The organism is Prochlorococcus sp. MIT 1318 (assembly GCF_047304505.1).
Lineage (GTDB): Bacteria > Cyanobacteriota > Cyanobacteriia > PCC-6307 > Cyanobiaceae > Prochlorococcus > Prochlorococcus marinus_D.
This window is the reverse complement of record NZ_CP138958.1, coordinates 1,927,640-1,940,147: the sequence shown is the minus strand read 5'-3', so window position 1 is coordinate 1,940,147 and position 12,508 is coordinate 1,927,640. Positions and strand designations below refer to the sequence as shown.

The following is a 12,508-nucleotide window of genomic DNA, read 5'->3' as shown; positions in this document are numbered from 1 at the left end:
CACAGGCTAAGTCGTTCTAGTTACATGCCCACTTGCTGTGACTGATCAACAGTCAATCCAGCCAATTGCATAAAACGATCAGTATGGAGAGTTTCCTCTTGAATCAGTGCATCAACCAACAGATCCATCACTTCCCTTCTTGGCGAAAGCAAGTTAATTGCCTGCTCTAGGGCTTCAACCGCTAAAGCTCGTATCTGCTCGTCTATGACTTTGCCAGTCGATTCCGCGTAGCTCGGGCGTGTATGGATCAAATCACGTCCTAGGAAAACCTCTGAACCCTCTGTCTCCAAAGCGATAGGCCCAAGGCTCGAAAAGCCGAACCGCGTCACCATCTCTCGAGCCAGATGCGCAACGCTCTGCAAGTCACCACTTGCACCCTGGGTTATTTCATCGAGTCCAAAAACCACCAACTCTGCTGCCCGGCCGCCAAGGGCAACCACAAGCCTTGCGAAGAGATAACCCTTTGTGACCAAGCCTGAATCAAGGATTTCCTCATCTGGCCAGAAACGAGTAAATCCGCCAACACCTCCGCTACGAGGCAAAAGTGTGACCTTATCAATACGGTCGGCATGAGGGGTTAAAGCTGCAACCAGGGCATGTCCAATCTCGTGATAGGCAATCAACCTCTTTTTTGCACTGTCTTGTAGAGGTGCTGCAGAGAGTCCCATCGTGATCCTTTCAAGCGCCGCTTCAAGCTGTTCAGTGCCAATGCATGCTTTCTCCTGCCTTGCTGTGAGGATGGCAGCTTCGTTCAATAAGTTGGCAAGATCAGCCCCTGAGAAACCAGGCGTTCGACGTGCCCAATCCTGCAAACATACCTCCTCAGCAAGGGGTCGAGTTCGAGCATGAACAGCCAGGATTTCCTTACGGCCCCGACGATCAGGAAGGGAAACTTCAATACGACGATCAAAGCGTCCAGGCCGCATCAGTGCCGCATCAAGCACATCTGGCCGATTGGTAGCTGCAAGAAGAATGACGCCAGAATTATCTGCAAACCCATCCATTTCTGTCAGAAGCTGATTCAGAGTCTGTTCTCGTTCATCGTTTCCACCACCGATGCCAGCCCCTCGCTGTCGCCCCACAGCATCAATTTCATCTATAAACACGATGCATGGGGCTTTCTCTTTAGCTTTGCGGAATAGGTCCCTTACTCGACTAGCACCCACGCCAACAAATAATTCCACAAATTCAGAGGCGGCCATAGAGAAAAAAGGCACGTCTGCCTCACCAGCAATTGCCTTGGCCAAGAGGGTTTTCCCTGTTCCAGGAGCACCCACTAGAAGAACACCCCTTGGGATCAGGGCGCCAAGCTTGATGAAACTCTCAGGTTGCCGCAAGAAAGTAACCACCTCTTGCAGCTCCTCTTTCGCTTCTTTAATCCCCGCTACATCATCAAAGCGAATAGGTAAATCCTCTTGCGGTTTCAACCGAGGTTGACTACGTCCAAATCCCATTGCTCTGTTTGCCACTTGAGCAGAACGACGAAAAAGAAACGTCAAGCCAACAACAACCATCAAGATCAATACAAGATTGCCAGCCATTCCTGCAAATGCCTGTTCCTGACGAATGTCCTTCACCGTCAGAGAGGTATCAGCAGCCTCGGCGACTCGTAGGATTTGTTGGTAATTATCGAAGATCGCCACCTTCTCCTGGCGTCCATCCTTGAAAACCACCACGACTTCTCGCCGAGCTGGTATCAACTCCAACGACTTAACCTTTTTCTCTTTGATCTGATTGAGCAGCTGGCTATAGCTGATTGTGGGTTTCTGCTTGAAGGGCGCAAAGGATACAGCTTCAGATGAATGATGAGACTGATCTGCTTCCAGAGATGAACGCTTCAGAGATGGCGACCCCTGGAGTGCCGATGGACCTGAACTCACAGCAACGTTGCGGTGTTCAGAGCCTAGCTATTTGACGCAAGGCCTTACTAAAGGGGAGGATTATCGTTTGGCTGTTCCTGCCTGAGATGGCTGTACCGAAGAAAAAAACCTCCAAAGGCAAACGTAATCAGCGTCATGCCATCTGGAAAGCTAAAGCCGCCACAGCGGCTCAACGCGCTCTATCAATCGGTAAATCGGTTCTAAGTGGTCGAGCACAAGGATTTGTTTATCCAATGCAAGAGTCTGATGATGATGAGTCTTGATATCCCCTCTGACCGACCCACATCAACTGGCGTGCAGGCGTAAGGGTAGCGACAACATCAGCCTCTATCCCATCGAGACAAGTTAAGGGAATAGAGGCAAGGATCATGCGCACAAAACCCTCAAACGATTCTTGATCAAGGCAAACACCACGATTTAGTTGCATCAAGCTCTCCTGGTTAGCTTTCCAAATTCGTGTAGAGCTTGGGTCGATTGCTTTCAGGTGCCAGAGAGTATCTAAACGGTCCCATATCGGCACATAGCCGTTCAACGCCTCTTGGACAACAAGGCGATAATCATGCTCAAGCTTGTTCAGCGGTGGTACGAGCTGACCCGAAAATTGGCCTGCTTCTGCAAATTTGCAAGGCAAGCAACCAAGGATCCATCCTTCTATGACAAGTACCTTTGGATCAGAAAGGTGCCAGCCATCTCGATCACCTCGACCATGGCGGAGCGCTTTGTCGAACATCGGTGCTTTTAAGTGACCAGTTGACTGCCATGTGTCCAGCACACTGGCCAACAAATCGAGATCATGGCTGCCTGGAAGCGCTCTAGGCACTCTCCAGGGATTACCGCTCATGCTTCGATCAAGCTCAGGGAATGGCCAATAAAAATCATCCAATGAAATCACCTTGATCGGCCAACCAAGTTCTCCAGCAGCAGCTTCGAGCCAACAACCAAGGCTCGTCTTTCCGCAACCTGGGAGGCCTGTTATACCAATCAATGATCGATCGCTTTTGCCAAGACACCCTTCCACAAGTGTGAGTAACGGCAAACCAAGCCCCCAAATCCAATCGGTGCGGGTAGATGGATGCCAGAAAGGCCTTTTTAGCGAGATGCCGCCTCGCTTTTGCCAATGGATAAGCCAAGCTTGTGGATCAGGCCAACCCAATTGAACGAGTAACTGTTCAAGAGGTTGAATTGGAAAAAGAATCTGGGGGTCGGCAGGGTCAGACCAAGGCGTTAAAAATTTATTTTGATGAAGATCAAGAACCAAGCTTGAAGGCCTCGAGGACAACTGCATAAACCGCGCCAATCCTCAGGTTGTCCAAAGCCAACCAGTGCAACGGCCAAGGCTCAATCTCAACACGGCTGCGCAAGAAGACCAATAGCTCAATGATCAAAACCATCACAATGACAACAAGCGGTCTCATATCAATCTTCTGCAGGTAATAGACAGTGAGGTTGCTACCGAGATAAAAACCAAGCAACAAAGCGATCAGAGCAATGCTGCGCCGCCGCCATGATCCAAGCCAAGCTTGAGCAAAATGCCCCCACAGCTGACGCTGGAATCGTGCAAAGCGTGTGTTTTGTAGGCTCATGACGGAGCCATATCGATGAGTCTTTGTAAGTACTCCAGCTTGACCTGCTCTTGAAGACAAGGGGGGCCTACGAGCACTTTGCAGGGCAACCCTTTGTCACCAAGATGGTCGAACACCGCATTGGCTTGGTGGAACTGTGATTTCAGCTCCTGATCCCATGGGGATGGAGTGAGCAGGCATGGCAGATTTGCAGCTCTAGCGGCAGCAAGTCCAGCTGCAGAATCTTCGATCACTATCACCTCATTCTTGTTGAAACCACTGGTGCAAAGTGCATGCAGATAGCCCTCTGGATGTGGCTTGCCAAGGCAAACATCCTCAGCGGTGATGCATCCCTGGAATGGTGAATCACCATGAGGGAAATTCACCTCAAGCAAGGCGTTTACAGAGTCGCGACCGCTTGTGGTTACCACCCATTGCTCCACTCCATTCAGTTGGAGTTCCGTGAGAAGACGCCGCACACCCGGTCTCCAAGGGACGTATCCAGAACGTATTCTTTCGATGTAGTGGTGTTGTTTACGTCTACGCAACTGAGCCAAAAACTCTTCATTGAACTCTTCTCCCAGGCGCCCAGCATAGGTCTCAATACGTTGCCTACCACCTGGTATTCGTAGAAGTTCAGCGTATAGGTGGCGATCCCAAAACCAAGCAAGTTCCGCCTCGGCAAACGCTGCATTAAAGGCCACGCGATGACCTTCCATTTCTGTGTCAGCAAGGGTGCCATCAACGTCCCAGAACACTGAACAAAGCTTGTTCATGTCTAGCGGCGATACAACTCCCTGACAGCTTGAAGCAACGCTAAAAATGCAAAAGATTGCCTAGGACCATTGTCATCATCCGAACATCCCACCTGGAGCTGGCAGCTGCCGAGGCCCATCCCCTCTGATCCTCTGCCAGAAGTTCCTCTTCCTTTACCTCTAAGGGCCGTGCTGGTTCGCAGAGGCGTGCTGGATTCCTCTACAGCTACAACGATCCTGGAACCACCCAAACCACCAGATCCTTGCGATCATTTTCCTGATCTAGCGAAGGCCATTGTGCGTCTGCAGGGAGCCTGTCAAATAGCAGAATCAGTCGCCATCTGTGGCGACTACGACGCCGATGGGATGACCAGCACAGCCTTGCTAATGGTGACGTTGAAGTGTCTTGGCGCTCAACCAATAGCTGCCATCCCGAACCGAAAAAGTGAAGGCTACGGTCTCAATCGCGACATGGTGACAAGGCTTCATGAACAGGGAATTCGACTGATTGTCACCGTCGACAACGGTGTAACAGCCCAAGAGGCACTGCAACAGGCAGCAAACCTCTCTATGGAGGTGATCCTCACCGACCACCACACGCTCCCAGACTCACCTCTTAATGTGCTCTGCCTGCTACATCCATCAGTAACACCTCAAGTCTCACCCTACCGATGCCTGGCAGGCGTAGGTCTGGCATACCTGCTTGCTTCATCTCTTGCTGAAGCGATGGATTGCAAAGAAGCTATAGGGCCTGCAAGAGATTTATTCTGTATTGGAACAGTAGCGGATATGGCACCACTCACTGGTGCAAATCGAGCCTTCTTGAGAGAAGGTCTGAACAATCTGCATCGAACCCAATGTAAAGGCCTTAGAGCTCTCCAACGGCTGGCTGGTATAGAAGAACGTCCCCTTAAAGCCGAAGACATCGGCTTCCAGTTAGCCCCAAGGATCAATGCGGTAGGGCGTCTAGGTGATCCGCAGCTCGTGGTGAAACTTTTAACTGTCGATAACGAAGACGAGGCCATGACTCTTGCTCGTCAATGTGACCAGCTCAACCGGCAGCGCAAGGATCTCTGTAATGCCATTGAGGCAGAAGCTATTGCCCTGGTTGAGGCCGAGGGTGCAACACCTCCACCATTTTTGATGCTTGCTCAGAATCATTGGCACCATGGCGTGATCGGAATCGTGGCAGCTCGTCTAATGGAAAGATATTTTCGCCCAACTGCATTACTTGCTGGTGAGGGAGACGGACGTCTACGTGCCTCTGTACGTGCACCATCTGGGTTCGCTGTGAATGATTCTCTCAAGGCTTGTGCTGTTCATCTTGATCGCTTTGGTGGCCATTCAGCAGCAGGTGGTTTTACGATTCGAGCTGAAAAAGTAGGAGCACTGCATGAAGCATTAAATAAGCTGGCTAGCAATTGGCATGCAACTGTTGGTGGTGGGGTCTCTATTTCACCAGAAACACTTTTAAAGCTTCACGAGATCAACTTGGATCTATGGAATAGCCTTCAGAAACTAGAGCCCTTTGGCATTGGTCACCCAGCTCCACTGTTCTGGTCACGGAATTGTCTTGTTGTTGACCAGCACAGAATGCGTGGTGGTCACCTGCAACTAATTTTGGCCCAAGGTGACTGCCAGAGAAGGGCAATTGCGTGGCGATGGATAAGCGAAGCCCAAGTTCCTGAACGGATTGACTTAGCATTTAGAATCAACATGAACCACTGGCAAGGGGAGGATCGCCTGCAGATGGAGGTTGTCGCCCTACGGGCATATTGCCCTGAAATCAACCTTCATCGCAAAGATAAAACCTATCGCTGCCTTATCGACGAAGAAGGTGAAATGGTACTAGCTAATCCTAAAGGTGAGGTCCTAAGAGCCATCTTTTCAAGCAATGGAAAGCTTAAATGTACTGATAGTCGAGCTAGGCATCCTTACATTCATAATCTGATCGAAGAGGGATTAATAGGTCTGGGACTTCGCCCATGAGTTTTGATCTACGACGGCTCGAACAATTAATCCCAGGAGTGATTGAAAGAAAACAATCTGAGATTATTCGTCTCTTTCAACATCTTCTATGTCTTTTGATTATTGGCCTTCTAATCGGCCTTGCATGCTTGCCACTCAACCTGATTGATGGAATTCAAAAGTCTCTATTTCAGCAGTTACCAGCAACAACAGGAAGTGCCTGGCGGCCAATTGGTCTGATATTGGCACTTTTGCCGATAGGAGTGATGCCAATCCTCTTGTTACTGCAGCGTGGGCCATGGCGAGATGCAGCTGGCTCTGGAATACCCCAGACGATGAATGCTCTTGAAGATGACTCACAGCTAGCCCCTGCTCTCGCTACACCTAGAACAATTCAACGTGGCCTTCTCTGGACTATTGCAACGGTTGCTCTTTTCCCTCTTGGACGGGAAGGGCCAGTGGTGCATGTAGGAGCAGCTGTTGCACGTGCTATTCACAAACGTTTTAAGCGTTGGCTCCCTTCTCTGAATGAGCGTCAGATTGTCGCTATTGGTGGCGGTGCCGGACTTGCAGGAGGCTTCAATACGCCTCTACTAGCACCAATATTCATGATTGAGGAACTCACAACTGAATATTCCCTCACTTTGATTTGGCCTGCTCTTGTGATTGGAATCTCCGCGGCTTGGTTTAGCAGCGTTGGCGGAGAACAAATCTTCGGTCTTGGCATGATCAATGTGATGGCTCCAGAATCCGAGCAGCTCTTAATTGCTATTCCAATTGGGATTTTGGCTGGGCTTGTGGGGGGATTCTTTAATCGAGGCCTTGTCTGGTGCTCTTCATTTCTTGAACCATGGGTGCGTCAACGACCAATCCGCACTGGGCTTTTTCTTGGAATATGCCTAAGCGCCCTGGCTCTAACCAGCTGGGGGACAAGCACAGGTGATGGAGAGGGGATTCTGCAATTGCTGATTCAAAAAGGTATGCCGAACCATTTACCTGATGGTGGCTCTATTTCACAAGGACTAACGTCTATTTGGATTATCTTGGTTCGCGTCTTGGCTCCGATGATTGCACTTTCACCTGGTGTGCCTGGAGGCCTTATTGACCCTTCACTTGCGTTTGGAGGCCTCCTCGGTTACACATTCTGTGGATTGGTTGGTTCAAGCACTCATCTCGGCCTAGCGCTTGGTATGGCTGCTGGTTTAGCTGGTGCCACACAGCTTCCCCTTGTCTCGATTGTGTTCGCCTGGAGACTAGTTGGCGATCAGCAACTTTTTGCAGGTGTGATTCTTTGTTCAGTGCTGGCCGCCTACATAGGACGTTTGGTGGCACGTAAGCCCGTCTATCACGCTCTTGCCGAACTTCAAAGACCTAATCGGTTTTGATAAAAGCATAGAAATATAATTGCTGGACCGGCTAGGGCGACTGCGCCAAGTGGCCCAAAGATCTCGAGAATGCGGATGGCAGTGTCCATAGCGACTTAGAGATGATCCCTTTTGACTGGTAGAGAATACGAGATTGCGCTCACATAAAGTGTGACTGATTACCGACTCTGTGATGCCTTGTCACAGCATGAAGGATGAGCGATGCCTGGACGAAGTGGCAATGCATACAAAATTGCGGAGCCTGCTGCCGTCTAGATCCCACTGATCGAGGAGAAGCGATCGCAGTACTGAATGAAAGGCAGCAAGAGATTTATTTCGGGATGGTCAACCCCGACGGCTGGTGCAAGCATTACGACACTGGTGGACGTCGTTGTCGCATCTATAACTCCCGCCCTGATTTCTGCAGGGTTGGTTTACTGGCATCACTTTTCAATCTGCCGCAGGACAAATCAGAATCATTTGCAATCCACTGCTGCCGCCAGCAGATTCGATCTGTCTATGGCGGTAGAAGCCGAGAGCTACGAACCTTTGAACGTAGCCTGCGCCTGCCATTTCAAAAAGATGGTTAAGGCACCAACTTCTAAGGACACAATTCCAAAACCCGCTCCTGAGAACGGAGCAATGGGTTTCACAACGGTGTTGTTAACAACATTCACCACAGTCTTTTTGGCTGAACTTGGCGATAAAACCCAGCTAGCAACCCTATTGCTATCAGCTCAGTCAGGCCAACCATGGGTTGTGTTTCTAGGTGCTGCCCTAGCTCTCATCTCCTCCAGTTTGGTGGGCGTCTTGGTGGGTCGCTGGCTGGCTGGAATCCTGCCACCAGAACGCCTACAAAAAATGGCCGGGGTGCTGATGGTGGGCTTGGGGTTATGGCTTGGACTACAAGCAACACAGTCTCTGCTAATCGCAAGCCGATAATTAAGTCTATGGATTTCACCCTGCTGTTATCGACATTCATCACAGTGTTCCTTGCCGAACTCGGTGACAAGACACAGCTGGCAACCGTAGCCATCAGTGGAACAACAAACAGACCTTTTGCTGTTTTTCTTGGTTCTGCAAGTGCTTTGGTCTTTGCAAGCCTGTTGGGAGCCTTGGCCGGAGGATCGATGGCTGCTTTAATCCCTGAAAACCTTTTGCAATTGCTGGCTTCGTTAGGCTTTCTGATCATTGGCCTACGCCTTATGTTCTCAAACCTGAGTCTTTCTTCTGCAGAGGAGGAAGCCCCTGAGAAATAAATGCGATTAAATGTCTAGAATTAACTCACAGCCAATGTTGACTCTGCGCTGTCTTCGGATTCCTCTTTGGTGATGGCACCGCCGGTCATGAAGACTGGTCTTCTACCTTCCTATCTCAATGAAGTTCACGGTCGCTGACCTGCTTGACCAGTTACCCCCCACTGGTGGACTGGAGATCAAAAAACTCGAAAAAATTCTCAAGCTCACCACAAAGGCCGATCGCGACGGTCTTGAAACAGCCCTTCAGGCTCTCTTGAAGCTCGGCATTGTCAACAACGAAGAAGCCGGTGCAATAAAGCGTAGTGATGACGAGTCACTGATTGAAGCTCGTTTGCGCTGCAGCAGTAAAGGATTTTGCTTTGCCCTAAGAGATGATGGGGGAGACGATATCTATATTCGCGATCATCAGCTCAACCATGCCTGGAACGGAGATCGGGTACTAGTCCGCATCACAAGAGATGGAGGACGTCGAAGATCGCCAGAAGGTGGGGTGCAATGCATCCTCGAAAGGACCACCACCAGCTTGCTTGGTCATGTTGAACGCAAAGATCAAAATATCCTTGCAATACCTCTTGATGAGCGCATCCTTGCAACGATCCAACTGCCAGATGGTGATCAAGCCCATCTGAATGATGGGGAGCAGACAAGCGTGGTGGAGGTGAAGCTTGATCGCTATCCCATTGCCCAGTTCCCCGCTGAAGGGCATGTAGCACGGTCACTTCCCTTGAATGGAGGCCCCTCAAGTGATCGTGATCTTCTTCTTACCAAAGCCAACCTTCAAGATCGACCTGCTCCACCACGCAGCAGCCTAAAGACCCCAACGGCTAAACATCGGCAAGATCTGAGCTCGCAATCAGCTTTGCTACTGCGCAGCTGGCAGGTATCTGATGCGCCACCCCTACCAGCAGTCTATGTGGAGCCCCATGCAGGTGGCACACGTCTGTGGATTCATGCGCCTGCTGTAGCAGAACGTCTGAGTATTGGGAACAACCTGGATCTCTGGCTAAGAGATAGAGCGGAAGCTCTCTGCCTTGGAGAAGTTTGGCATCCCCTACTCGGCCAAATTCTTTCAAAAGCCTGTTCATTTAAAGTTGGGGAAATTAACGATGCAGTAAGCGTTGCTCTCGACATCTCGGCAGATGGTGAGGTAACTAATTGGCATTTCAGCCTTAGTTCAATCAAGCCAGTAGCCGAAATCGGACCTAAGACCCTCACAGCTCTTAGCAACAGGAAACCAAAGGCAAGAACAGTCCCTGCTGCTCTGAAGTCCGTTAAGGATCACTTAGCCCAACTCGAGACATTGATCTTTTGTGCTCGTACATTGCAAATGGGAGAACAGGCCAGTGGCTCTATAGAGCTGGATCTGGCTGTTCCAGAACTTCAATGTCTTGGCGACCTCCGCTGGGCAGACCCTGATTCATATCATCATCAATGGGCTCTTCCTCTTGATCAAACTGACCCCCAATCAGTTTTGAGCCCAATGATTAGAGCTGCTCATCGTGCCTGGGCGCAACATGCCCAGAACTTGCAACTCCCTGGCCTGGTGATTGAGGCTTCAGAAGCAGACAACAACACCTTGAACGACGTTGCTAAATCAGCATTAGCTCTTGATATTGCCTTGGAACTTGATGAAGAAGGTAGTCCTGCTGCCACAGAGCTTGCAAAAGCATTTTCGACAACAGCCTGTCGAAGAGTGCTGGATCAGCAACTACGCCATGCACTGCCAGAAACGGTTTTAAGACTGGGAATTAATGATAGTCAGAAAGAGAATGGAAACATTGAATCCGACCATGAAGACACAGAGACAAAGGATTCGAACCTACAATCACCTTGGTGCTGTCCAACTATCCATTACACCGATCTTGTTAATCAAGAGGTTATAGTGTCACTTTTAAGTAACGGTAAAGATCGTCCAAATGTCCGACAAAAGGAAAAAGTGGTTCTGGGGTCCCGTGAATGCTGGCAACAAATCAAATGGCCACTATTCAGCACAAGCCAAGCAAAGAACCTAGAAGAAATCTGCAGTAAAAGCCTCGTGCATCGCCTCAACACACTGCGCCGTCAAGCTGAAGAGCTTCGACAAGACCTGATCGCTATGGTTCAGGCACGTATCGTGGAACCCCTTGTTGGGGAAGAGCATCAGGGGGTGATAAGCGGAGTGCAGAGTTATGGGTTCTTTGTGGAAATTCCACCTTCTATGGCAGAGGGCCTTGTCCACGTCAGCTCTTTAAATGACGATTGGTACGAATATCGCTCACGTCAAAACCGATTGGTGGGTCGGAAGAATCGCAAGATCTATCAACTTGGTGATCAAGTAAACGTGAAGGTTGTCAAAGTTGACGCCTTAAGGAACCAAATTGACCTCGAAGTTAATGGATCAGCAATAACTGTTGAAGCCAATATGAATGTTAATTCTGATCTAACAAATCAAGAAACAACAACAAAAAGTGAGGTCAAGGGCAAAATCACCAAGAATAATGAACAACTAGTCAGCTCAAGTGAGGCATAATTTGTGGATCCCTATGTCCTTGCCGTTTCTGGAGCTTCAGCTCAACCTCTAGCTGAAAGATCGCTGCAGCTCTTGCTTGAAAACAACCGTGACGTCCATTTGATTTTCAGCCACGGGGCTCTACAGGTGTGGAAAGCCGAAAGAGGAATTGAAGTTCCAGTGGATCCTTCTGATCAGGAGAAATTCTGGCGCGATCATCTACAAGTAAAAAATGGCAATCTGACATGCCATCGCTGGAATGATCAATCTGCCAGCATCGCAAGCGGTAGTTTCCGCACCCGCGGGATGGCAATTGTGCCCTGCAGTATGGGCACAATTGGTCGAATTAATGCTGGTGTATCAATCGATCTAATCGAGCGTTGTGCAGACGTTCACCTCAAAGAGGGGCGGCCTCTGGTGATTGCGCCAAGGGACATGCCCTGGAGCATCATTCACCTTCGCAACCTCACATCACTTGCAGAAGCAGGAGCCAAAATTGCGCCACCAATTCCTGCCTGGTATACAAAACCAAACACAATTGATGAGATGGTTGATTTTCTTGTTGTGAGATTGTTCGACCTCTTTGATGAAAGGCTCGCCCCCATTAACCGCTGGAATGGTCCTTCACAATGACAAGACTGCAAAAGTACTTACTTTTGCCTTGCCTTAGTCCTCTGCTGGCTGTGGTTGTAGTAGCAGGTTTCAATCTCAACCAACCTGTCAACCTACGGATATTGAATTGGCGATCTCCAACCTGGACACTAGGTGGGTGGATGGTCCTTGGCAGCAGCGCAGGGGCAATTTTCGCCCTAACCACAAGTCTCTCCTTACCACTAAGCAGAGACCCCTTACATGATCATTTCCATCAAGGGGTAAGAGAGGCTTCGCCCAATACCAGCACCACGTGGCAACGAAATTGGCAGGTAGCCAACGATGAACCATCCCAATCAAGACCAAAGCATGATGAGAACCCAGAACGGGATTTAAGAGATCCATCTCCCACGGTGGCTGTGCCATTCCGAGTCGTACGAAGATCATCAGTAAGGCGGCAAACGCATGCTGAGAAATCGCCCCAGCGTCCACCTGTCGAAAGCAACGTTCCACATAGATATTCATCAACAGAAAATGATTCTTGGGGAGATTCACTCAGTGAGGACTGGTAAACCAATAGCGCATCGAACTCAACGGATCGTTGAGTTCGTCGCCAAGCTGTTTAAAGTTCATTCGTCTGT

13 protein-coding genes are annotated in these 12,508 nt (G+C 49.7%); 9 read left to right on the top strand and 4 right to left on the bottom strand.

Translation table 11 applies throughout. The features are described 5' to 3' along the window. Positions 1-20 precede the first annotated feature (20 nt). Complete coding sequence (ftsH, locus tag SIB66_RS09845; protein WP_063406916.1) at positions 21-1,880, bottom strand: ATP-dependent zinc metalloprotease FtsH; 1,860 nt, start codon at positions 1,878-1,880, stop codon at positions 21-23. An 86-nt stretch (positions 1,881-1,966) separates the two neighbouring features. Between ftsH and rpmF the strand changes: the two genes are divergently transcribed. Then, entirely contained in the window at positions 1,967-2,143 is a 177-nt protein-coding gene (rpmF, locus tag SIB66_RS09840) for a 50S ribosomal protein L32 (RefSeq protein ID WP_011130135.1), read from the top strand. Here rpmF and SIB66_RS09835 read toward each other — a convergent pair. Genes SIB66_RS09835 through SIB66_RS09825 form a run of 3 tightly spaced genes read right to left on the bottom strand, consistent with a single transcriptional unit; the run spans position 2,107 to position 4,218 of the window. Next, the gene (locus SIB66_RS09835; protein WP_413681272.1) at positions 2,107-3,138 is read right to left on the bottom strand and encodes a kinase; all 1,032 of its coding nucleotides are present in this window, start codon (positions 3,136-3,138) and stop codon (positions 2,107-2,109) included. The genes rpmF and SIB66_RS09835 overlap by 37 nt on opposite strands. Next, positions 3,128-3,463 carry a DUF565 domain-containing protein gene (locus SIB66_RS09830; RefSeq protein WP_011130137.1) on the bottom strand — a complete coding sequence of 112 codons (336 nt, stop codon included), beginning with the start codon at positions 3,461-3,463 and terminating at the stop codon, positions 3,128-3,130. Before SIB66_RS09830 ends, SIB66_RS09835 begins: the two co-directional genes overlap by 11 nt. Next, a complete protein-coding gene (locus SIB66_RS09825) occupies positions 3,460-4,218 on the bottom strand; it encodes an HAD-IA family hydrolase (RefSeq protein WP_063406919.1) in 759 nt (252 codons plus the stop codon). Before SIB66_RS09825 ends, SIB66_RS09830 begins: the two co-directional genes overlap by 4 nt. A gap of 69 nt (positions 4,219-4,287) precedes the next feature. Between SIB66_RS09825 and recJ the strand changes: the two genes are divergently transcribed. The 8 genes from recJ (at position 4,288) to SIB66_RS09785 (ending at position 12,439) form a co-directional block, all read left to right on the top strand. After that, positions 4,288-6,186: a single-stranded-DNA-specific exonuclease RecJ gene (recJ, locus tag SIB66_RS09820; protein WP_063421651.1), complete on the top strand. Its 1,899-nt coding sequence runs from the start codon at positions 4,288-4,290 to the stop codon at positions 6,184-6,186. Then, positions 6,183-7,550 (top strand): chloride channel protein, encoded by a 1,368-nt coding sequence (locus SIB66_RS09815; protein WP_063406922.1) that lies wholly within the window; start codon positions 6,183-6,185, stop codon positions 7,548-7,550. Before recJ ends, SIB66_RS09815 begins: the two co-directional genes overlap by 4 nt. A gap of 194 nt (positions 7,551-7,744) precedes the next feature. Further along, entirely contained in the window at positions 7,745-8,119 is a 375-nt protein-coding gene (locus SIB66_RS09810) for a YkgJ family cysteine cluster protein (RefSeq protein ID WP_063395924.1), read from the top strand. 52 nt (positions 8,120-8,171) lie between these two features. Continuing rightward, positions 8,172-8,471: a TMEM165/GDT1 family protein gene (locus SIB66_RS09805; RefSeq protein WP_063407098.1), complete on the top strand. Its 300-nt coding sequence runs from the start codon at positions 8,172-8,174 to the stop codon at positions 8,469-8,471. An 8-nt stretch (positions 8,472-8,479) separates the two neighbouring features. Further along, entirely contained in the window at positions 8,480-8,788 is a 309-nt protein-coding gene (locus tag SIB66_RS09800) for a TMEM165/GDT1 family protein (RefSeq protein WP_063406923.1), read from the top strand. Positions 8,789-8,906: 118 nt separating this feature from the next. Continuing rightward, positions 8,907-11,297, top strand: coding sequence for an RNB domain-containing ribonuclease (locus tag SIB66_RS09795; protein WP_063421650.1), 2,391 nt, complete (start codon positions 8,907-8,909; stop codon positions 11,295-11,297). A 3-nt stretch (positions 11,298-11,300) separates the two neighbouring features. Continuing rightward, on the top strand, positions 11,301-11,909 hold the full coding sequence (locus SIB66_RS09790) for a flavin prenyltransferase UbiX (RefSeq protein ID WP_063406927.1): 609 nt from the start codon (positions 11,301-11,303) through the stop codon (positions 11,907-11,909). After that, positions 11,906-12,439: a hypothetical protein gene (locus SIB66_RS09785; protein ID WP_063420246.1), complete on the top strand. Its 534-nt coding sequence runs from the start codon at positions 11,906-11,908 to the stop codon at positions 12,437-12,439. Before SIB66_RS09790 ends, SIB66_RS09785 begins: the two co-directional genes overlap by 4 nt. Positions 12,440-12,508 lie beyond the last annotated feature (69 nt).

Bases quoted from the DNA above. Each gene is read 5' to 3' on its own strand.
- rpmF (WP_011130135.1), top strand. From the start codon at position 1,967: ATGGCTGTACCGAAGAAAAAAACCTCCAAAGGCAAACGTAATCAGCGT.
- SIB66_RS09830 (WP_011130137.1), bottom strand. From the start codon at position 3,463: ATGAGCCTACAAAACACACGCTTTGCACGATTCCAGCGTCAGCTGTGG.
- SIB66_RS09825 (WP_063406919.1), bottom strand. From the start codon at position 4,218: ATGAACAAGCTTTGTTCAGTGTTCTGGGACGTTGATGGCACCCTTGCT.
- SIB66_RS09815 (WP_063406922.1), top strand. From the start codon at position 6,183: ATGAGTTTTGATCTACGACGGCTCGAACAATTAATCCCAGGAGTGATT.
- SIB66_RS09810 (WP_063395924.1), top strand. From the start codon at position 7,745: ATGAGCGATGCCTGGACGAAGTGGCAATGCATACAAAATTGCGGAGCC.
- SIB66_RS09805 (WP_063407098.1), top strand. From the start codon at position 8,172: ATGGGTTTCACAACGGTGTTGTTAACAACATTCACCACAGTCTTTTTG.
- SIB66_RS09800 (WP_063406923.1), top strand. From the start codon at position 8,480: ATGGATTTCACCCTGCTGTTATCGACATTCATCACAGTGTTCCTTGCC.
- SIB66_RS09795 (WP_063421650.1), top strand. From the start codon at position 8,907: ATGAAGTTCACGGTCGCTGACCTGCTTGACCAGTTACCCCCCACTGGT.
- SIB66_RS09785 (WP_063420246.1), top strand. From the start codon at position 11,906: ATGACAAGACTGCAAAAGTACTTACTTTTGCCTTGCCTTAGTCCTCTG.